The 19290-nt window shown below is 58.1% G+C and carries 19 protein-coding genes; 12 read left to right on the top strand and 7 right to left on the bottom strand.

What is annotated here, in order from left to right:
* The first annotated feature begins 23 nt into the window (after window positions 1–23).
* The 8 genes from narH (at window position 24) to ytfE (ending at window position 6698) form a co-directional block, all read left to right on the top strand.
* The gene (gene narH / locus AAG799_RS05835) at window positions 24–1532 is read left to right on the top strand and encodes a nitrate reductase subunit beta (RefSeq protein WP_341894861.1); all 1509 of its coding nucleotides are present in this window, start codon (window positions 24–26) and stop codon (window positions 1530–1532) included.
* Window positions 1532–2224, top strand: coding sequence for a nitrate reductase molybdenum cofactor assembly chaperone (gene narJ / locus AAG799_RS05840; RefSeq protein WP_341894862.1), 693 nt, complete (start codon window positions 1532–1534; stop codon window positions 2222–2224). Before narH ends, narJ begins: the two co-directional genes overlap by 1 nt.
* Before the next feature lie 16 nt (window positions 2225–2240).
* Window positions 2241–2939 carry a respiratory nitrate reductase subunit gamma gene (gene narI, locus AAG799_RS05845; RefSeq protein WP_341894863.1) on the top strand — a complete coding sequence of 233 codons (699 nt, stop codon included), beginning with the start codon at window positions 2241–2243 and terminating at the stop codon, window positions 2937–2939.
* 10 nt (window positions 2940–2949) lie between these two features.
* A complete protein-coding gene (locus AAG799_RS05850; protein WP_341894864.1) occupies window positions 2950–3708 on the top strand; it encodes a peptidylprolyl isomerase in 759 nt (252 codons plus the stop codon).
* A 7-nt stretch (window positions 3709–3715) separates the two neighbouring features.
* Window positions 3716–4444 (top strand): carbonic anhydrase, encoded by a 729-nt coding sequence (locus AAG799_RS05855; RefSeq protein WP_341894865.1) that lies wholly within the window; start codon window positions 3716–3718, stop codon window positions 4442–4444.
* Complete coding sequence (locus tag AAG799_RS05860) at window positions 4441–5652, top strand: NnrS family protein (protein ID WP_341894866.1); 1212 nt, start codon at window positions 4441–4443, stop codon at window positions 5650–5652. Before AAG799_RS05855 ends, AAG799_RS05860 begins: the two co-directional genes overlap by 4 nt.
* Window positions 5653–5758: 106 nt before the next feature.
* Window positions 5759–6022 (top strand): carboxymuconolactone decarboxylase family protein, encoded by a 264-nt coding sequence (locus AAG799_RS05865; RefSeq protein ID WP_341894867.1) that lies wholly within the window; start codon window positions 5759–5761, stop codon window positions 6020–6022.
* A gap of 28 nt (window positions 6023–6050) precedes the next feature.
* Window positions 6051–6698 carry an iron-sulfur cluster repair protein YtfE gene (gene ytfE, locus AAG799_RS05870; protein WP_341894868.1) on the top strand — a complete coding sequence of 216 codons (648 nt, stop codon included), beginning with the start codon at window positions 6051–6053 and terminating at the stop codon, window positions 6696–6698.
* A gap of 339 nt (window positions 6699–7037) precedes the next feature.
* Here ytfE and AAG799_RS05875 read toward each other — a convergent pair whose 3' ends face one another.
* The gene (locus tag AAG799_RS05875) at window positions 7038–7436 is read right to left on the bottom strand and encodes a hypothetical protein (RefSeq protein ID WP_341894869.1); all 399 of its coding nucleotides are present in this window, start codon (window positions 7434–7436) and stop codon (window positions 7038–7040) included.
* 451 nt (window positions 7437–7887) lie between these two features.
* The gene (locus AAG799_RS05880; RefSeq protein WP_341894870.1) at window positions 7888–9006 is read right to left on the bottom strand and encodes a TniQ family protein; all 1119 of its coding nucleotides are present in this window, start codon (window positions 9004–9006) and stop codon (window positions 7888–7890) included.
* A gap of 445 nt (window positions 9007–9451) precedes the next feature.
* Here AAG799_RS05880 and AAG799_RS05885 point away from each other — a divergent pair, with 445 nt between their 5' ends.
* Entirely contained in the window at window positions 9452–9649 is a 198-nt protein-coding gene (locus AAG799_RS05885; protein WP_341894871.1) for a hypothetical protein, read from the top strand.
* Between the two features lie 13 nt (window positions 9650–9662).
* Here the strand turns inward: AAG799_RS05885 and AAG799_RS05890 are convergent, their stop codons facing one another.
* The 3 genes from AAG799_RS05890 to AAG799_RS05900 all read right to left on the bottom strand — a co-directional run bounded on the left by AAG799_RS05890 (window position 9663) and on the right by AAG799_RS05900 (window position 12985).
* Window positions 9663–10574: a TniB family NTP-binding protein gene (locus tag AAG799_RS05890; RefSeq protein WP_341894872.1), complete on the bottom strand. Its 912-nt coding sequence runs from the start codon at window positions 10572–10574 to the stop codon at window positions 9663–9665.
* Window positions 10575–12260, bottom strand: coding sequence for a Mu transposase C-terminal domain-containing protein (locus tag AAG799_RS05895; protein ID WP_341894873.1), 1686 nt, complete (start codon window positions 12258–12260; stop codon window positions 10575–10577).
* 131 nt (window positions 12261–12391) lie between these two features.
* Window positions 12392–12985, bottom strand: a complete 594-nt coding sequence (locus tag AAG799_RS05900) for a hypothetical protein (protein ID WP_341894874.1) — start codon at window positions 12983–12985, stop codon at window positions 12392–12394.
* A gap of 509 nt (window positions 12986–13494) precedes the next feature.
* On the opposite strand from AAG799_RS05900, the gene trxB reads away from it, so the two are divergent.
* From trxB to AAG799_RS05915, 3 genes are read left to right on the top strand one after another with little or no spacing between them, the layout of a single operon-like run.
* The gene (gene trxB / locus AAG799_RS05905) at window positions 13495–14463 is read left to right on the top strand and encodes a thioredoxin-disulfide reductase (protein WP_341894875.1); all 969 of its coding nucleotides are present in this window, start codon (window positions 13495–13497) and stop codon (window positions 14461–14463) included.
* 33 nt (window positions 14464–14496) lie between these two features.
* Window positions 14497–15393 (top strand): LysR family transcriptional regulator, encoded by an 897-nt coding sequence (locus AAG799_RS05910; protein WP_341894876.1) that lies wholly within the window; start codon window positions 14497–14499, stop codon window positions 15391–15393.
* Window positions 15394–15449: 56 nt separating this feature from the next.
* Window positions 15450–17597 carry an ATP-binding protein gene (locus tag AAG799_RS05915; RefSeq protein ID WP_341894877.1) on the top strand — a complete coding sequence of 716 codons (2148 nt, stop codon included), beginning with the start codon at window positions 15450–15452 and terminating at the stop codon, window positions 17595–17597.
* Window positions 17598–17859: 262 nt separating this feature from the next.
* Here the strand turns inward: AAG799_RS05915 and AAG799_RS05920 are convergent, their stop codons facing one another.
* Both AAG799_RS05920 and msrP read right to left on the bottom strand, forming a co-directional pair.
* Window positions 17860–18507 carry an HAD family hydrolase gene (locus AAG799_RS05920; protein WP_341894878.1) on the bottom strand — a complete coding sequence of 216 codons (648 nt, stop codon included), beginning with the start codon at window positions 18505–18507 and terminating at the stop codon, window positions 17860–17862.
* Window positions 18508–18531: 24 nt separating this feature from the next.
* Window positions 18532–19290: protein-methionine-sulfoxide reductase catalytic subunit MsrP (gene msrP / locus AAG799_RS05925; RefSeq protein ID WP_341894879.1), on the bottom strand; the 759-nt coding region annotated here is incomplete at its 5' end.

A 19290-nucleotide genomic window follows, 5' to 3' on the forward strand; every position in this document is an offset into this window, starting at 1 on the left:
GCACAGACCAAGGAGATTGCCCCATGAAAGTCCGTGCTCAAATCGCCATGGTCCTCAATCTGGACAAATGCATCGGTTGCCATACCTGCTCGGTGACCTGCAAGAATGTCTGGACCTCGCGCCAGGGCGTCGAATACGCCTGGTTCAACAATGTCGAGACCAAGCCCGGCATTGGCTATCCGAAGGAATGGGAAAACCAGGAGAAGTGGCAGGGCGGTTGGCGCCGCACCCGCAGCGGCAAGATCGAGCCGCGCATCGGTGGTCGCTGGCGCATCCTGTCGAAGATTTTTGCCAATCCGCATCTGCCGCAAATCGACGATTACTACGAGCCCTTCACCTTCGATTACGAGCACCTGCAGACAGCGCCGGAATCGCAGGCAACCCCGGTGGCGCGGCCGGTGTCGTTGATCACCGGCAAGCGCATGGAAAAGATCGAGTGGGGTCCGAACTGGGAGGAAATCCTCGGCACCGAATTCGCCAAGCGCTCGAAGGACAAGAATTTCGACGGGCTGCAGAAGGAAATCTACGGCCAGTTCGAAAAGACCTTCATGTTCTACCTGCCGCGCCTGTGCGAGCATTGCCTCAATCCAGCCTGCGTCGCCGCCTGTCCGTCGGGCTCGATCTACAAGCGTGAGGAAGACGGCATCGTCCTGATCGACCAGGACAAGTGCCGCGGCTGGCGCATGTGCGTCAGCGCCTGCCCCTACAAGAAAATCTATTACAACTGGCAGTCCGGCAAAGCCGAGAAATGCACCTTCTGCTTCCCCCGCATCGAGGCAGGAGAACCGACGGTCTGCTCGGAAACTTGTGTCGGCCGCATCCGCTATCTCGGCGTGCTGCTCTACGATGCCGACCGCATCGAGGAAGCCGCCAGCGCCGAGAACGAGCAGGATCTGTATCAGCGGCAGCTCGATATCTTCCTCGATCCCAACGATCCGGCGGTGATCGAACAGGCCCGGCGCGACGGCGTGCCGGAAAACTGGCTGGAATCGGCACGTCACTCGCCGACCTACAAGATGGCAATCGACTGGAAGATCGCCTTCCCGCTGCATCCGGAATACCGCACCCTGCCGATGGTCTGGTACGTCCCGCCGCTGTCGCCGATCCAGGCGGCTGCCGATGCCGGCAAGATTGCGATGTCCGACCAGATCCCCGATGTGAGTTCCCTGCGCATCCCGGTGAAGTATCTCGCCAACCTGCTCACCGCCGGCAAGGAAGAGCCGGTGGTCGAGGCGCTGGAGCGCATGATGGCGATGCGGGTGTTCATGCGCAGCCGCCATGTCGATGCGAAGGAGAATCTCGCGGTTCTTGAACAGGTCGGGCTCACGCTCGCCCAGGTCGAGGATATGTACAAGACTATGGCGATCGCCAATTACGAGGATCGCTACGTGATCCCGTCAACCCATCGCGAATATGCCGAAAATGCCTTCGACCTGCGCGGCAGTTGCGGCTTCTCCTTCGGCGCCGGCTGCTCCGGTGGCAAGGAACCGGCCAATCTGTTTGCGGCCGGCCAGCGCGCGGTCGGGGAGTGATGACCATGAGAATCCTGAAAGCCCTGTCGGCTCTGCTCGACTATCCGACCGCCGATCTGCAGTCGGCGCTGCCGGAAATCCGCGCGATGATCGCCAGCGATCTCAAGCCCAGCCAGAAAACCGCTACCGCACTCGACAAGATGGCGGCCGATCTCGGCGACAGCGACCTGATCGAACTGCAGGAACGCTATACCAGCCTGTTCGATCGCGGCCGTTCGGTGGCGCTGCATCTCTATGAGCATGTCCATGGCGACTCGCGCGATCGCGGTTCGGCGATGGTGGCGCTGATGGAGCTTTACCACAGGCATGGCTTTGCGCTGGATTCGAGCGAACTGCCGGACTATCTGCCGCTGCTGCTGGAATTCCTCAGCCAGATCGACCCGCAGGAGGCGCGTGGCATCCTGCGCGATGCCGCGCCGATCTTCGCCTTGCTGCGTGACCGGCTTGACAAGCGCCAGTCTGTCTATGCTGCGGTGCCTGCCGCGCTGCTTGCCCTGGCCGATGCGGCGGCGGTGGCCGCGCCAGTTCGTCCGCCAGAGGAAGACGACGACAGTTTCGAGGCCCTGGACCGGGCCTGGGACGAAGCCGCAGTCACCTTCGGTCCGGAAAACGACCCGCACCGCACCTCCGGTGGCGGCTGCGGCAAGGCCTCGGCCTGGGTGCAGGCTATCAACACCCCATCCCCGCGCTGATCGGAGGACCGTGATCATGATGCAGTATGTCGAACACTTCTTTTTTGGCATCTACCCCTATATCGGACTGAGCGTCTTCCTGGTCGGCAGCCTGGTCCGCTTCGAACGCGGCCAGTACACCTGGCGCAGCGGCTCGAGCCAGATGCTGCGTACCAGCCAGCTGCGCTGGGGCTCGAACCTGTTCCATATCGGGATCCTGTTCCTGCTGTTTGGCCATTTCGTCGGCCTGCTGACGCCGCACTGGCTGTATGAGCATTTCATCACCGCCGGAGCCAAGCAGATGGTGGCGGTGGTGTCCGGCGGCACGGCCGGTACGATCTGCTTCATCGGACTGACCCTACTGCTGCATCGCCGGCTGACCGATGCGCGCATCCGCGCCACCAGTTCGCCGATGGATATCGCCATCCTGCTGGTGCTGTGGCTGCAACTGGTGCTTGGTCTGGTAACGTTGCCGTTCTCGGTCCAGCACAGCGATGGCGGCACGATGTTGGCCCTGTCGGAATGGGCGCAGCGGATCGTCACCTTCCGCGGCGGCGCCGCCGAACTGGTATCGGCCGTCGACTGGCCATTCAAGCTGCATATCGTGCTAGGCATCACCATCTTCGTGCTCTTCCCGTTCAGCCGCTTGGTGCATATCTGGAGCGCGCCGCTTGGCTATGTCTTCCGCAGCTATCAGGTGGTGCGCCGGCGCTCGCCGGCCCGCCCGACCTTGTAAGGAGACTGACATGGAAGTGATCCGTGTGAATGATACGGCTATCGACGAGGCTGCAGTGCTGGCGGAAATGCAATATCATCCGGCTGCATCCGCCGAAGAGGCCGGGCGAAAGGCCGCCGAAGCCTTGGCGGTTCGCGAACTATTGCTGCAGCGGGCCGAGGCCCTCGGCTACGATCGCGAGGACGAGGATGCCATCGACCAGGTGATCGCAGCGGAAGTATCGCTGCCGGCGCCGGATGAGGAATCCTGCCGGCGTTACTATGAGGCCAACCGCAGCCAATTCCGTAGTCCGACGCTCTACGACGCGCGGCATATCCTGATTCCGGCGATGCCAGAAGACGAGGAGGAACGCGAAACTGCCCGACTGCAGGCAGAGAAGCTGATCGCGTTGCTGAAAGCCGATCCCGAGCTGTTTGGACAGCTTGCCAAGGAATATTCGGCCTGCTCCTCGAAGGATAATGGTGGTCATCTGGGCCAGTTCGCCAGCGATACCACCGTACCGGAATTCGAGACTTTCCTCGACGAACTCCAGGTCGGGCAGCTGTCGCCGGCGCCGGTACCGACCCGCTACGGCTTCCATGTGCTGCAACTGATCCAGCGCGAGCCGGGGCGCGATCTGCCATTTGACAGCGTGCAGCAGCGCGTGTCGGACTATCTCTGTGAGTCGGTTTTCCGCACGGCTGTGCGCCAGTATATCGCCATGCTTGTGGCCGAGGCCGAGATCAGTGGCGTGGCGCTGGCGGGAGCCGAATCGCCGCTGGTGCAGTGAGGTTGCCATGCCGGTTCGCGAACACAGTTCCGGCACACTGGCTCTGCGCCGCCTGTTGCGCGGGTTCGAGCATTTTCACGACTGCTTCTTCGAAGGCAATAGCCAGCTCTACGAGCGCCTGGTCAGCGAAGGGCAGTCACCGCGCATCCTGGTGATCGCCTGCTCGGATTCGCGCTCCGATCCCGCGCTGCTGACCGAGGCGCAACCGGGTGACTTGTTCGTGATCCGCAATGTTGCCGCCCTGGTGCCGGCCTACGAACGGCCAACCGGCGTTCCGAAAGGCACCAGCGCGGCGATCGAATTCGGCATCCGCGCCCTGGAGGTGGACCATATCATCGTGCTCGGCCATTCCCACTGCGGCGGTATCCGCTTTCTGGCTGAGCGCCGCGCGCGCAAGGACGGTTTCGAATTCCTGCCCGACTGGGTGGCGGTCGCTGGGGATCTCGTCGATACGATGGAGAATCTTGCCAGCGAAGCCGACGAAGCCGAGCGGCTACGCTGGCTGGAAAAATCCGCGGTTGGCCTGTCGGTGCGCAACCTGCAGAGTTTTCCCTGGATCGCTGACCGCATCCGGGCGGGCCGGCTTGCCTTGCATGGTTGGCATTTCGACCTGCAGCACGGTCAGTTGCAGGCCATGGACGGCACTTCCGGCAGATTCAGCGCGGTGCCCGCTGGTGAACTTCCGGCACCGGCCTGCGGTTGCTGTGAAGGCCTTATGGAGCTCGTCGCCCAATGATCCATCTTCGAACCTCCGACCCGCACAGCAGTACCATCGTGATCCGCTGGCCGGTCCTGTTGCAAAGCGGTTTCCGCCCGTTCTTTCTGCTGGCCGGATTGCAGGCCAGCCTGTTCATCCTGCTCTGGGTCGCAAGCTGGGTAATCGGTTGGGATTTGCCGCTGGGCGATCACCCCATTCTCTGGCATGGCCACGCCATGCTATTCGGCTTTGCCACCGCCGCCCTGGCCGGTTTTCTGCTTACCGCCGTGCCGAACTGGACCGAGTCTGGGCCGGTGCGTGGGGCCCGCCTCGCCCTGTTGGTGGCGTTTTGGTTGGCAGCGCAGATTTTGTCGCTGTCGCCGCTGGCAACGGCTTATGCCGTGGCGGATGTCGGCTTCTGGCTGTTGCTGATCGGGCTGATCGCGCCCGGAATCCTCAAACGCAATGCCCGGCGCAATGGCATCTTCGTGGTGATTCTGTCGGTTCTCGCCAGCATCAATCTGCTGTGGCATCTGTCGTTGCATTACGGCTGGTATGATACCGCATTGCTTTGTCTGCATGCAGCTTTGGGTCTTTTCCTGCTGGCAATCGGAATTATCGGCGGTCGCATCATCCCGGCCTTCACCATTGGTGGCCTGCTGCAGGCGGGGCATACCGTGTCGATTGTGCCGGCGCCCCGTCTCGGCCTGGCGGCGAATATCGCGCTGGTTGCCGCCCTGATCGCCAGGCTGGCGGCGTTGCCGGTGGCACTGCAGGTGCTGGCCTGCCTGCTGGCCGCCGTCCTGCATGGCCTGCGCCTGCAGCATTGGTGGCGCCGGGAGATCCTTCGCATCCCGATCATCTGGTCGCTTCATCTTGGTTATGCCTTCCTGCCGGTCGGTTTCGTGCTGGAAGCTGCGGGCGCGGCCGGCCTGGTGCCCCTCGGCGCCGGCATTCACGCGCTGGGCAGCGGTGGCGTTGGCCTGATGATCCTCGCGGTCATGACGCGAGCGTCCCTGGGGCATACCGGCCGGCGGCTGGTGGCGCCTGGCCTGGCCGCCATTGCCTATCTGCTGGTGGCTGCCGGCGCGCTGTTGCGCGTTGTTGCCGCGAGTATCGCCGGTGCCGATTTCACCCAGCCCTTGCTCGCCATCAGCGGTCTGGCCTGGGCCGGGGGATTCGCAGCTTTCACCCTGGGCTATGCCCGCATCCTCTTTGCGCCCAGGCTTGATGGCCGGCCGGGCTGATACGGAGACGAATGACATGACAAAACAAAAAGCAAAACATGCAGAGCTGCCGCCGGCGGCACGGAATTTCGCCACCCGCCAAAAAGCCGTTTGGAAGGCGTATGAGATGCTCGGCGAAGCTGCTGCTGAGGCCGGGCCGCTCGATGCCCGCGCGCGGCGGCTGGTGAAGCTGGCGCTCGCGATTGGTGCCCAGGCACAGGGCGCCACATCATCGCATGCGCGGCGCGCCAAGGCAGACAATGTGAGCCTGGCCGAGATGCATCACGTTGCAGTTCTCGCCGTCACCACACTCGGATTGCCAGCTGCGGTACGCGCCATGGCCTGGATCGATACCGCCCTGGAGAAAGGACCGGTGCGGAAGCGGAAGTGAATGTCGTAACGAAAAAAGAGTGTGCATCATGATCAGCTATGAAGACCGGACCCTTGCCGACATTGCCGTCAGCCTCCCCGGCGCCACAGCGGTCTTTCGGGCCCATAAACTGGATTTCTGTTGTGGCGGCGGCACCAGCCTTAAAGACGCTGCCAGCAAACGTGGCTTGGAGCTGGAGCAGCTTGACGGCGAATTGCAGGCGCTAACTCCTGGGGCATTGACCGTGCCGCAGGAGACCGCGGACCTGATTGAGCATATCCTAACCCGCTACCACGCGGTGCATCGGGCCGAATTGCCCGAGTTGATCCGGCTGGCGCGACGCGTCGAGGCAGTACATCGCGGTCATCAGGATGTTCCTGCTGGCCTGGCGGATCTTCTGGAGGAAACGCTTCGGGAACTGGACGACCATATGCAGAAGGAAGAGGTCATGCTGTTCCCGATGATGCTGCGTGGCGGCCACCCGATGATCGAATATCCGATCACGGTCATGCGCAGCGAACATGAAGAGCATGGCGCACGGCTGCATTCGATCGAAGCATTGACCAATGGTGGCGCGGCACCCGGTGATGCCTGTCCGACATGGCGCGCGCTCTATGCCGGTACGCGTAAACTGGTAGATGATGTGATGGAGCACATCCACCTGGAGAACAACATCCTGTTTCCGCGCTGGCCGTAAGATTTTGGAGAGGCTCTTCATGGCCGATCACACCAGGACGAGAGTGATCTTATAAACCAGGCTGTGTTTTTGCATGTGATCAATGGCCTATGCCTTTCCATGGCGGAAACGGCGGGTGACGGCGGAAATGACGCTTGTGTCACTTTATGGACCAAATACTCATTTTATGAAGTCACCGATACCAGTGCCTTTCAACTGGAAACTGTCTATCGGTAGCGCGTAGATTTTGGTGCCATAATTATTAAGGTGCAAACGGCGACACAATTATCAATGTGTTCGACTGTGTCATGCTCAAATTCTAACCGCACATAGGACCAGTGTTAGCTGCATTGTGTGCAATTAATGCCTTACGAGAGAGACGGGATGCTTGGTGTCTTGGCTGGGAACGGCCCTCTGAAACCGAGATTCCGAAACATCGGCGGCGGCAGAACAAAACCGCTCATAGTCGTACACAACGATCTTGAAGGGGCCGTATTCCAGGATGCCTCGTTTCTGCAGATAGGTGACGCAAACGCTGAATGCGTCACTATCCCCGATGAAGGCGAGATGTTGATCCTTGGCCCAACTGGCGACGAGCTCACTCTGCATGACCATGTCGCCAGATTTCATGCAGATTTGGTCGAAGATGCGAATAGGCCGTGGTAGGTTTTGTACGACGTCAGATTCGGGGTTATTTGCCGTACGCAAATTAATGTCTGCCAAAGGATCTCCCTCAGGCGCACTGGTCTTACGAATCACCTTGCCTGATGACGATTATCGGGGAAAATTAGCGTTAAATGCTAGTTTGGATTATGTCCCACTTAACGATTGCAATTTTATCTATGCATAATGTTTCGGCTTGTGCCGGGAGTTTCCAACAAAGCTGATCCGTGGGAATCGCCTGCCAAAATGTCTGATGATTCCTTGCCAACGACACGAATTCGACTCGCCCGGCTCCGGCTAAAATTGCTAACTAATCTGGGATTTGACAGGAACCGCATATAATTCGCGACCCGGATATTCTTTCTGGGACGCCCGTCATCGTGAGCACAAGAGTACCCGCTGAACTTGTTGCCGAATCGATAAAACGACGCATGACGGTAGAGCAGATTTTAATAGCTCTGCCATCTATCAATGCGCTTCAAGTTCGAGCAGCAGTAGCGTTGACAATAGTGCGGCCTCGTTCTCGCATTAACTGACTTCACCTAGTTTATGTTCGGAAAGTAGGTGGGCGCAATCGGCGAGCCTTTGCTCGCCAGTCATAATGGTATTTTGATTTACGAATAATATTTGCGCGATTTACCGCGTCCAAAAATTGCACCCGCCAAAGATACGGCCAGTCACGCGCAAGCGGCCATGCCTGTGCCTTGGCATCTCGAATGCGTTGTTTTAGAATTTTAGGATTTGCCACCAGAGTCGCGTTGAAAATAAACCGGTGCACTACATCGGTGAAAAGGCTATTTAGCTCGACTGCGTCCCCGCTTAGGCAGCGTGCTACTATCGGGATGGTCTTTTCAAGAGCGTCAACTTCGTATGAATAGACATTGTTTATTAGAAGGCCGCGCTCTGCCCTAAGTAGCGCGGGCTGCGACCAGCCAAGCAGCCTCTTCGTTCTTCTTCGTGAATGCATATCCAGCCATATCAAATCGGTTCGCATCGCACTTAACGATGCCTCGGTGCATTTAAATCTCCCCGTCAATTCTTGATCTGATGCACAGAAATCAGCTAGGCAATTCCCTGAAGAAGATAGAAGCGGTGATTGGCGTTCATCCAATCGGCCATTCGCTTCGGCAAATGATCGAGCCGCAAGAAGTCCACCTCCTACGCAATCCTTTGTCCCGCATCGATCGAAAAACCTACGACTGCGGGTGAGAAAAATGCGATGTGCGTTACAGGAAAAACGCGTACTGTCTCGCCAAAGAGACCGTTCATAAATATAACCATGTGCTCTGACCATTTCGTTCAAACAGAGATGACACACCAAAGGATCGGGGTGGTCGGGCCTTACAAGCGAGGGGTAGGTACGACTATTCCGACACACTGCTGCCATGGAACGAATGCGTGCAGCATCGCCACCAACGAAACTCCCCAGGGCCTCGACTTGCTCAGCGGTTATTGCGGCAAAGCTAGGGAATAAGTCCAATTTCCGACGCCAAGGCTGCGGAATTGCATCGACAGTAGGACTAGAAATTCTGAATTTCTTCGCAATAAAGTCGAGAAAGTTACTGCCCGAAATACCGTAATACCTGCCTATTCGCGCCAGCCAGGAAGGCAATGTTTCATCGGGTTGGGGCGGAACTACGATTGGCAGGCGTTCATCGGATTGCATGAACGTGCCATAGATTTGAGGACTTAAAGCACCCTGCATTCAGGTGCTGCGGGCCTTTACCCTCGTCTGGCGCGGGCTGGCTTAGAAGCTCTTCGTCCCGGCGGCAGAGGGGATGGTTTGGGGGCTCCTGGTAGCGGCTCCATGAACAATTCCATGACCCGTACCTTGAGAACCAAGGCAACGCGTGCCAGCACGTCAATACTGGAATTGACGGTTCCGCGCTCGACTCGTCCGACATAGGAAGAGTCAATTTCCGCACTGCCGGCCAAGTCTTCTATGGTAAGGCCGCGCTCCACGCGAATTCGGCGCACATTCCAGCTGACGATTCTTCGGACATCCATGCCCAGAAAGCATCAGCTTGTAGGCTCTTAATACAGAGCATATAGTCCGTTTAAATAGAGAGGCGGTCATAGGCAGAGGTCCTAATATGAAGGGTGGAGATCTAATGGAGATCGCCTCCAAAATCCGTGATATCGAAAGCGGCCTAAGCCTGTCGCTCGATATTCAGCGAGTGTTGCGTCAACAATTATTTAGCGTGGAGACTGAACTGGTTTCTCTCAGGGCCGACGTTATGCGGGTTAGCGAGCGTGTCTCCCATATTGCAAATGAACTCCGCCGAACAGGCGAGGCAGATAAAAACTGAACCTGCTAATGAGCTACGCTGAAGTAAAGGGAGGTTCTTTTCTTTGGCGCGGTATTGAAAGTAACGGGGCGGGCACCAGCGAAAGGCTATCCAAAGTAAGGCTCTCAGCGCCTGTCTGGATGGCGAGGGCAGCGGAATCACTAAGTAACCGCAACAGATTGACTGTAATGCCTCCGGTTAGATCCAACAGGCGCTTCTTAAATTCTCTGGTGTCGATGTTTGATCGCTGCCGTAGGGGTAGGTGAGCAACCACAGTCCGCAAAAACTCGTCTAGAGATTTTCCTGGCTTGAATGGCTGCATCTCCACGGGGCGGAACCGATGCGACATCTGATCATCATACTTAATTGTGAGCTGCGCAGCCGAAGTGCCAACGGCGACAATGGGAATGCTTGTGTCGTTTGTTAAATTTTTAATTGTATTAATTACGATCTGTCGTTGGCGTGCCGTGGACGAATTCAAGTTGTGAAATTCGTCAATAATTATAATTCTTGTGCCCACATCTCGAAGGATACTCACGAGCATTCGCTCCAAGTCGCTTACTTTCATTGCCGAAGTCACTGGAGCATTGACGGCTCTCAGCATCTTAAGGAGAAATTCCTGCTGTGTTGGTTCGGCTGGCATTTGCATGATGACAACCGGATGTGGATTTATGAAACCTCCTATCTGTGATTGGGCATCTGGCCGATACCTACGCATGAATGCACTAACTGCCTTTGTCTTCCCAACTCCAGTTGGTCCCATTAGCAGCATGCATGGCATGCGAATCTGCCGAGGGTAATGAAAGAGGCGATCAAGTTCGGACGTCACATAATTGAACTGGTCGAACTTAATTAGATGATCTCTATATATGTAAGATATTCGCTCCGAATTAGTCAGATCGACAATAGATCGTGCAGAGTTGGCAAGATGGGAGTAAGTATCCATCTACCAATCCTCCACTTCAACAATCTGGGCGCTCTCCGTATCGGGTTCGATATCTTCAATCGGTGTTCTGGCCGCAGGCAAGTATGGAATTATCTCCGCAGGTGGCCTTTCGGCTTCCAGCGCTTGCGTTACACGCTCTATGTAACGAGCGGCAGAGCGTTTAATTGAGGTTTTCTTCGATATTGCACCAGCTACGATCTTACGCTTTGCCAAAATCATGGAAAAAATCTGCTCTTCGTGAATTTCACCACGATAATTCTTTCTAATTTCACGGGCGATTGCATCCCGTTCCATCATGCTAATTGGAAACCGATTGGCATCGGCGTACTTCGTCTCGATAAATCCGCCACCTGGAAGCATGACGTAGATACTGCTGAGATTTCGTGGATCGTAATTAACAGATACTCTGCGGTCCTGCTCTCCGAGCAGGCAGGTCAGATCGTTGTTCCAATAGGTAATATCGTAGAACTTTATGCCACGACGACTCACCGTCCGTTGCTCGGAGGGAAGGAAGTCGACTGAGATATACCTATAATTCTGAATTGCCCGAATTGGTGAAGCGCGGCTTTCCACCTCTGTTTCCCAGGCAGTGATTGGAGGGCGCTGGAGGGACGAATGAATGGTGTTGTGATAGATGTTTACCTGAGCGCAGAAGTATGCCTCAAGCTCTTCCAAGGTAAGGCACGCTTCTTGGGAGCTATCGTATTTTCTCGCCCTGTGTCGTTCAGCGTTCGCGAATGTTGTGCCGGGCAGAAAATGTAGGTCACCCATGCACGTCCCAATAAGGCGCTCAATATGTCCTCCATACCGAGGTTCACCAATAGGGCGTAGCTGGTGACCAATTTCGTAGGCGGTTAGGATTCGCTTCAAATCGTCGCTGTGGAAATCCGCGCCATTATCCGAGTGAATGTTGTCGGGTAGCCCATCGCAGGGCCACGCGAAGTTGAAACCTCTCTCAAGCAAGTATGGAGCTTTAGGAAGACAGGCGTGCCGGAGGCAGAGCGCCGTTGATAGGAATGAAGGCGCTTCTAGTGTGATGTAAAAACCAACGATCATCCTAGATGCAACATCCATAGCGAGAGTGAGCCATGGTCGTCCGATCGCGGTTCGTGTGAACCGATCAACGACCATTATGTCGCATGGAGTGTGGTCAATTTGTAGGACGCTATAGGCTCCCGCCACAACAAACGAACCGGGCGTCGGAGTGAGTTTTTGTTTGGCGGCGGCGCTGCCCTCTTGCCCTTTGAGGCGTTTATCAGGAGGTAGACGATAAACTCGACGCCGTATTGTTTCGTAAGTGGGCACCACTAGTCCGGCACTATGACAATCTGCGCCAATCTCTAAATAGAGCCGTTGGATCGAGACTTCTTCTTTCCCACGATATAGTCGTGTGATCTGACCAGAAATAATCGCTTCGACTTCCGGAGACAGGAAGCTGCTACCTACTGGGCGTCCGCGTTTTCTGGGAAGCATACAGCGTAAGGTTCGATCGCTGCTCGCATGGTATCGGTTCACTAAAGTGTAGACAGTCCTTACAGAAACTTTGAGTTTTCGGGCAGCCAAGAGATAGTCTTCGCGTTTGGCGGCACTCTCAACAAGGTCTCGCACGACGGCGAGGCGGCGCGCTGCAAGTGCCGCTTCTTCGCTTGGAATCGCATGAACGAGTAGTTCTGTCGGATTAGGCAACGGGCCCCCGCTGAAATACCGAATTGGCGCCAGTGACGGGGAAGAATATCGACGGAGAATTGGAGTCGCAAAGACATTAGAGAAGTAATCAAATTTGAACGCGAATATATATTCGTGTTAGATCTCACCGTTCAGCGGCTGCGTGGAATCTCAATACTTTTTAGCTGGCTGGCAAAAGATTTATTGTCGGCTCCACTCGGTTGTGAGGAAGCAAATTCAACTGCAATTAACCACCAAGCCCAAACGGCTGCATCTTCAGCGGCACGATGCGGGGGAGTTGGGGCATGCTCATGCATGATTTGGAGATGTTCTGGTGGGACGTTCCAAAACCCCAGTCGGTTTTGAACGACTTCTTCGCTTGTTGCGGTAAGAATGGTGAATGAGGGCTCCGTGCGGGCTTCCGCATACAATTGCTTGAGCCACTGAACGTCGGCCCCAGTCGCGCCAGTATCGAGAACAACCGCCACATTCTCGAGTTCATTATTGATGTAACGACAGACGTCGGATGGAAGATGGCCCTGTGACCGGAGAAGATCCAAAGTCACGCCATGAATGTGCTGTGCGTTTTGATCCCAAGCGCATGTTTCCAGCCATTTGTCCGGCGGCGCCACGAGGATTGAGTTCATCCGAACAGAAATGCCCTCTTGGCGTGCCCAGCCAATCTCTACCGGAAACCCGGAGATCAAACTGGAAGCTTCCAGGTCCATAAATACAGGATCAGACATAATGTTAGCTTGGGCTGCCCGGTGCTGGCTGTCACGATAAATACCGGAGGCGGAGATAACGTTGGGAAATCGCGGAAAAATGTTAGAATCGACGGGTAGTTATCCCAAAGATGAAGGGAATAGCGAGTAATCCCTTCGGCATGAAGGATTTAATGGAGATGGATAAATCCCCCAAGGCATTGAAAAAACTTTATAATTTATTGAAGGGGTTATCGTGCCGTGTCAGCCGCCCCAGCCAGTGCGGTTGTCGAGCCGATCATCCGGCTGACTGCAGGCGGGTCATGCGCGAGCCCGCGAGATAAATGAATGCGGCCGCCCTATATCGAGTCATCACCAAACGAGTCGCGAGCCGATCTGTCACAACGCTGTCATTTGACGCAGGAGAAAAGCCCCGCCATTCCTGCCTTGAGGCTTTCCGGGGCGCCTTTGCCTTGCACCTGAACCGCCCGCTGTCATAATCGGAAATCGCTCGTTTTTAGCCTATTCGCCGCGTCCGGAGTCGCATGATCATGGCCACAACACATCGTACCAAGGTTCTCATTCTCGGTTCTGGTCCGGCCGGCCTGACGGCTGCGATTTATGCGGCGCGCGCCTCGCTGCAGCCGATCCTGGTGCATGGCCTGCAGCCCGGCGGCCAGCTCACCATCACCACGGATGTCGAGAATTATCCCGGTTTCGCCCAGACCATCCAGGGCCCATGGCTGATGGAGCAGATGGAGGCGCAGGCCAAGCATGTCGGCACCACCATCATCAATGACTACATCACTGCGGTAGACCTCTCGCAGCGGCCGTTCGTCGCCAAGGGCGATGGCGGCGACACCTACATTGCCGACACACTGATCATCGCCACCGGCGCCCAGGCCAAGTGGCTCGGCCTGCCCAGCGAACAGACCTACCAGGGCTTCGGCGTGTCGGCCTGTGCCACCTGTGACGGTTTCTTCTATCGCGGCAAGAAGGTGGTCGTGGTCGGCGGCGGCAACACCGCCGTGGAAGAGGCGCTGTATCTGACCAACCATGCCACCGAGGTGGTGCTGGTGCATCGTCGCGACAGCTTCCGCGCCGAAAAGATCCTGCAGCAGCGCCTGTTCGCCAATCCGAAGATCACCGTGATCTGGGATCATGTGGTGGACGAGATTCTGGGCGCCGAAGGGCAGGGCGTCACCGGCGTGCGGCTGAAACATGCCAAGACCGGTGCGACCCAGGACGTCGCCACCGATGGCGTGTTCGTCGCCATCGGCCATACGCCGAACACCGAACTGTTCAAGGGGCAGCTGCCCCTCGACTCAGAAGGCTATCTGACCACCAAGCCGGGTACCACGCAGACTACAGTGGCCGGTGTGTTTGCCGCCGGCGACGTACAGGACAAGATCTATCGCCAGGCGGTCACTGCCGCCGGCACCGGTTGCATGGCGGCGTTGGAGGCCGAGAAATTCATCGCGCATCATGCGCATTCGGAGGCAGCTGAGGCAGCCGACTAAACGCAGCTGCAACTGCGTTCATAAGGGGGAACTATGTCGGCGCTTGATTGGGACAAGCTGCGCATTTTTCATGCGGTGGCCGAGGCCGGCAGTTTGACTCATGCCGGCGAGTCACTGGGCTTGAGCCAGTCGGCGGTCAGCCGCCAGATCGGGGCGCTTGAGACCCAACTGAATGCCACGCTGTTCCATCGCCATGCGCGTGGCCTGATCCTGACCGAACAGGGTGAACTGCTGTATCGCACGGCGCGCGACATCTTTGCCCGCCTGGCGGTGACCGAGGCGATGATCGCCGATGCCAAGGACAAGCCCTCGGGCGAGCTTTGCGTCACCACCACTGTGGCCTTTGGCACCGTCTGGCTGGCGCCGCGGCTGAAGGAATTCATGGATCTGTATCCCGATATCCGCATCGAGATGGTGGTGGATGACCGCGAGCTCGACCTTTCGATGCGTGAAGCGGATGTGGCGATCCGCATGTGGAAGCCGACCCAGGCCGACCTGATTCACCGCAAGCTGCTGACCGTGCATAACCATGTCTACGCCTCGGTGGACTATGTCACGCGTTTCGGTGCACCGCAGACCATCGAGGATCTGGATCGTCATCACCTGATCGTCTATGGCGAAGAGGCGCCGGCGCATTTCAACAACATCAACTGGCTGCTCAAGGTCGGAGATCCGGTTGCGCCGCGCGATCCGATCCTGACGGTGAACAACGTCTATGGCGTGATGCAGTCGGTCGCCAGTGGTCTCGGTATCGCGGCGTTGCCTGACTATATGGTGGAGGGCAATCCGCGCATCGTGCGCGTGATGCCAAATATTGACGGACCCAGTTTCGACACTTACCTCGTTTATCCCGAGGAGCTGCGGAACACCAAGCGTCTTGCGGTGTTCCGCGATTTCCTTCTGCGCAAGGTCGCCGACTGGCGCTACTGAAGATGCCTTTTCAATCAGATCTGCCGAGCGGTCCGGCACGACGCAATGAGTTGCTGGTGCGCGTGCGTCGCCCGCTCGACATGGCGCTGCAGGTACTGGCCGCCGTGGCCGTCGTTTTTCTGCTGGATGATTATATTGCCGGTGATCTGCGGTTTGGGTATCTCGGTGCCACGATCCTGGTGGTCGGCCTGCAGTTTTTCACGCACCGGCAGTTCATGGCGGACCGTGCGCGCCGCAGCCATCCTGGAATGTGGCGTGCGCGGCTGATCGCGGTCTATGGCCTGAATGGCGCCCTGTTCGGGGTGACGGCGGCTACCATCGTCCGGCTGCCTTACGAGGCGGCCCCGTTGCTGGCCCTGCTTTGCGTGCTGGGCATGATCGTTTCGGTGAGCCTCACCGTGGCTGTGCAACTCGCCGTGTCAGGGATTGTGATTGCGCTCGCCATCCTGCCTTCGGTTGGCATCCTGCTGCTGGGCGGCACACCCGATCAGCGCCTGCTGGCCGGTGCCGGCCTGATCGTGATGGTGCTGCTGTTCAGTTTTTCTCACCGGCTCAACCGCTACTTCAGGCGCACCACCGATCTGGTAGAACGTCTGCGCCTCATGCTGCAGGATCGCACGCGTAGCAGCGCCGATGCCGAGGCTGCCGAGCGGCGCCTGCGCTCTATTCTCGACACGGCACCATTCCCGATCGTGGTGGCGCGCCGCAGTGATGGGGCTTTTCTCTACAGCAACCGTCCAGCGGCAGAACTGTTTGGCATCAGGGATGGTGGCCCGCTAGCTGGACCGCGCTATGTGCTCGATCCTGCGCATCATGCGCGCATTTTCAATACCGATGACGTGCAGCCCGAGGAAGAATTTCAGATTGCCACCGTACAGGGACGGGCGATCTGGGCGACCATGGCCGCCGTGCCGATGCAGTATGGCGATGAGGCTGCAGCGCTGGTGGTGGTCAACGACATCACCGCGAAAAAAGCTTCGGAAGAAAAACTACGCCAGGCCGAACAGCGCCTCAGCGATGCGCTGGCAGTCGCGCCCGATGGTGTTGCCCTCTTCGACAGCGATGAGCGCATGCTGGTCTGTAATCCGGCCTATGCCGCGATCATCGGCGTCCCGCTGGCGACTATTTCCGGTATGACCCACCGGGAAATCTGTCAGGCATCGGTGCGCGATCGCCCGGCGCCCAATGCGGCCGGCGTGCACACGGATTACGACGAATGGGTCGCCACCCGCATGCGTACGTTCAGCGAAGGTCGCAGCGAGCCGCATATCTTCTACGACACCCGCGACCGCCGCTGGCTGCAGATTCGTGATTTCCGCCTCGAATCCGGCGGCACTGCCTCACTGGTCACCGATATCTCCTTGCTCAAGCGCAGCGAACGCGAACTGCGCGAGACCAACGAAACCCTGGCGGCCCGCACCGAGACGCTGGAGACCGCACGCAAGGCCGCGATCAAGGCCCACCAGGACGCGGAATATGCCAACCGGGCCAAGAGCCAGTTCCTCGCCCATATGAGTCATGAGCTGCGCACGCCCCTGAATGCCATTATCGGATTTTCCGAAATCATGGCGCTGCAACTGCTCGGCGCTTCAGGCGTGCCGCAATACGATCGTTACGCCAACGATATTCTGGCTGCCGGCCGCCATCTGCTGGCGGTGATCGACGACATCCTCGACCTGTCCAAGGTCGAGGCCGGCAAGATGAAACTGGTGGCCGAGCAGGTGTCATGGGACCGCCTGTTCCAGGACTGCATGACCCTGCTGCGCCCGCTCGCCGCCGACCGCATGGTGACGCTGCAGACCGAGCCGGCGCCGGAAGGTGCCACGATCTATGCCGATGAGCGGCTGGCCAAGCAGATGCTGGTTAACCTGCTCTCGAATGCCGTGAAATATACGCCGTCCGGCGGATATGCGCGTGTCAGCCTGCAGACCGACCGCACCGGCGCCGCCATCATCGAGGTCACCGACACTGGTGTCGGCATGGATCAGGCTGATGTGCAGAAGGCCATGGAGCCGTTTGGACGCATCGATTCGGCACTGGTCTCGCAGATGCGTGGCACGGGCCTTGGTCTACCACTGGTCAAAGCGCTGATCGAACTGCATGGCGGCAGGCTGGAAATCGACTCCATGCCCGGGCGCGGCACCACGGTACGCCTGCATTTTCCGCCCCCGCCGGCGCTGGTGGGCGCAGGAATAAGCGCTTGAGTCGTATGAGTTTACCAGTCGAATCTAGTTATGCACCGTTCGCATGGCTGAGTTGAGAATTCAATGGATACTCAAATGAGTCACCAGGCGGTACATCATTGCCTGTCAGATGTTGCGTCGCAGCATCTTCCGGTTTTTGGCTTCGGCCAGAAACTTTGGCCGCTGCAGCTCCCCCGCTGCTTCGGTCAGTCCGCGCGTCTCGCGCGGAGCCTCCCTGTTAAGACTTTGCCGGCCTGGTTTCCAGGCCGGCTTTTTTTTGTCTTCAGGCCAGAAGCAGTGCCGGCAGCGCAGTCATGTCGCGGAACACCCGGCAGCCCAGTGCGGTAAAAGCCTCGTCATCGCCCGCCGGCCGATAGGCAAACACCGTCATGCCGGCACGGATGCCGGCGGTAGCCCCGGGCAGGCTGTCTTCGATGACGGCGCAGCCGGCAGGTAGATGGCCGCCCATCTGCGCGGCGGCGAAGTGGAACAGGTCCGGGTGCGGTTTGCCACGCTCGACCTGCTGGGCGCTGAAAATATGCGGGCCGAAATGGTGGCTGAGACGGCAGAGCTCTAGGCTGAGGGCGATCTTGTCGAGTTCTGAGGATGACGCGACGCATTTGCGTGCGGCCACGGCTTCCAGCATGGCCGGCACGCCGGCGATGGGCTGCAGCTCGCTGCGCAGGCGACGATAGGTCTCGGCCTGCAGGTCATCTTCGAAGCCGGCGGGCAGGACGAGGCCGTATCTGTCGCGCAGCAGGGTAAAACAGCTCGGCAGGCTCAGCCCGGTCAGGGCATGGGCGAGGCGCGCCTCGTCGACCTCGGGCGGCAGGCCATAAGGCTGCAATTTTTCGTAGAAGACACGATTCGCCAACGGCTCGCTGTCCACCAGCGTGCCATCCATGTCGAAGATGATCAGGTCATAGGCCATCCCATCGGGATAGCCAAAACCGCCTCACATGAAAAGCTTTTCGCTACCAAGGTTTTTGTACAGCTCGGCGACCTGCTCGCCATAGCCGTTATAGATCTGGGTCGGGATACGCTTGCCGGTGCCGATCACTTCCTCGGTGGCCTGGCTCCAGCGCGGATGCGCCACCATGGGATTGACGTTGGCCCAGAAGCCATACTCGTTATCGGCCAGTGCTTCCCAGAAAGTTTTTGGCCGCTTGTCGGTGAAGGTGAAGCGCACGATCGATTTCACCGACTTGAAACCGTATTTCCAAGGCACGGCGAGGCGCAGCGGCGCGCCATTCTGCCGCGGGATCGGCTTGCCATAGATGCCGGTGGCGATGAAGGCCAGTTCGTTGCGGGCCTCCTCGATGCTCAGGCCTTCGGTATAGGGCCAGGGATACCAGAACTGCTTCTGGCCGCTGGCCTCCTGCGGCCGCGAGAAGGTTTCCATCTTGAGATATTTGGCGCCCGACATCGGCTGGGCAAAATCGACCAGTGCCTTGAGCGGAAAGCCGCTCCACGGCACTGCCATGCTCCAGGCCTCGACACAGCGGAAGCGGTACAGCCGCTCTTCCAGCGGCAGCTTGCGGATCAGGTCTTCGGCATCGATGGTGATCTCTTTCGCCACCATGCCGTCGATCTTCACCTGCCAGGGCTTGATGGTGAGCGCCTGTGCCGGCTTGACGATGTTCTTGGTGGTGCCGAATTCGTAGAAATTATTGTAGCTGGTGGCGACCTTTTCCTCGGTCATGTCGCGGCCCAG

The organism is Ferrovibrio terrae, from assembly GCF_943371255.1.
Taxonomy (GTDB): Bacteria; Pseudomonadota; Alphaproteobacteria; order Ferrovibrionales; family Ferrovibrionaceae; genus Ferrovibrio; species Ferrovibrio terrae_B.

Bases quoted from the DNA above. Each gene is read 5' to 3' on its own strand.
- narH (WP_341894861.1), top strand. From the start codon at position 24: ATGAAAGTCCGTGCTCAAATCGCCATGGTCCTCAATCTGGACAAATGC.
- narJ (WP_341894862.1), top strand. From the start codon at position 1,532: ATGACCATGAGAATCCTGAAAGCCCTGTCGGCTCTGCTCGACTATCCG.
- narI (WP_341894863.1), top strand. From the start codon at position 2,241: ATGATGCAGTATGTCGAACACTTCTTTTTTGGCATCTACCCCTATATC.
- AAG799_RS05850 (WP_341894864.1), top strand. From the start codon at position 2,950: ATGGAAGTGATCCGTGTGAATGATACGGCTATCGACGAGGCTGCAGTG.
- AAG799_RS05855 (WP_341894865.1), top strand. From the start codon at position 3,716: ATGCCGGTTCGCGAACACAGTTCCGGCACACTGGCTCTGCGCCGCCTG.
- AAG799_RS05860 (WP_341894866.1), top strand. From the start codon at position 4,441: ATGATCCATCTTCGAACCTCCGACCCGCACAGCAGTACCATCGTGATC.
- AAG799_RS05865 (WP_341894867.1), top strand. From the start codon at position 5,759: ATGCTCGGCGAAGCTGCTGCTGAGGCCGGGCCGCTCGATGCCCGCGCG.
- ytfE (WP_341894868.1), top strand. From the start codon at position 6,051: ATGATCAGCTATGAAGACCGGACCCTTGCCGACATTGCCGTCAGCCTC.
- AAG799_RS05880 (WP_341894870.1), bottom strand. From the start codon at position 9,006: ATGCAATCCGATGAACGCCTGCCAATCGTAGTTCCGCCCCAACCCGAT.
- AAG799_RS05885 (WP_341894871.1), top strand. From the start codon at position 9,452: ATGGAGATCGCCTCCAAAATCCGTGATATCGAAAGCGGCCTAAGCCTG.
- AAG799_RS05890 (WP_341894872.1), bottom strand. From the start codon at position 10,574: ATGGATACTTACTCCCATCTTGCCAACTCTGCACGATCTATTGTCGAT.
- AAG799_RS05900 (WP_341894874.1), bottom strand. From the start codon at position 12,985: ATGTCTGATCCTGTATTTATGGACCTGGAAGCTTCCAGTTTGATCTCC.
- trxB (WP_341894875.1), top strand. From the start codon at position 13,495: ATGGCCACAACACATCGTACCAAGGTTCTCATTCTCGGTTCTGGTCCG.
- AAG799_RS05910 (WP_341894876.1), top strand. From the start codon at position 14,497: ATGTCGGCGCTTGATTGGGACAAGCTGCGCATTTTTCATGCGGTGGCC.
- AAG799_RS05920 (WP_341894878.1), bottom strand. From the start codon at position 18,507: ATGGCCTATGACCTGATCATCTTCGACATGGATGGCACGCTGGTGGAC.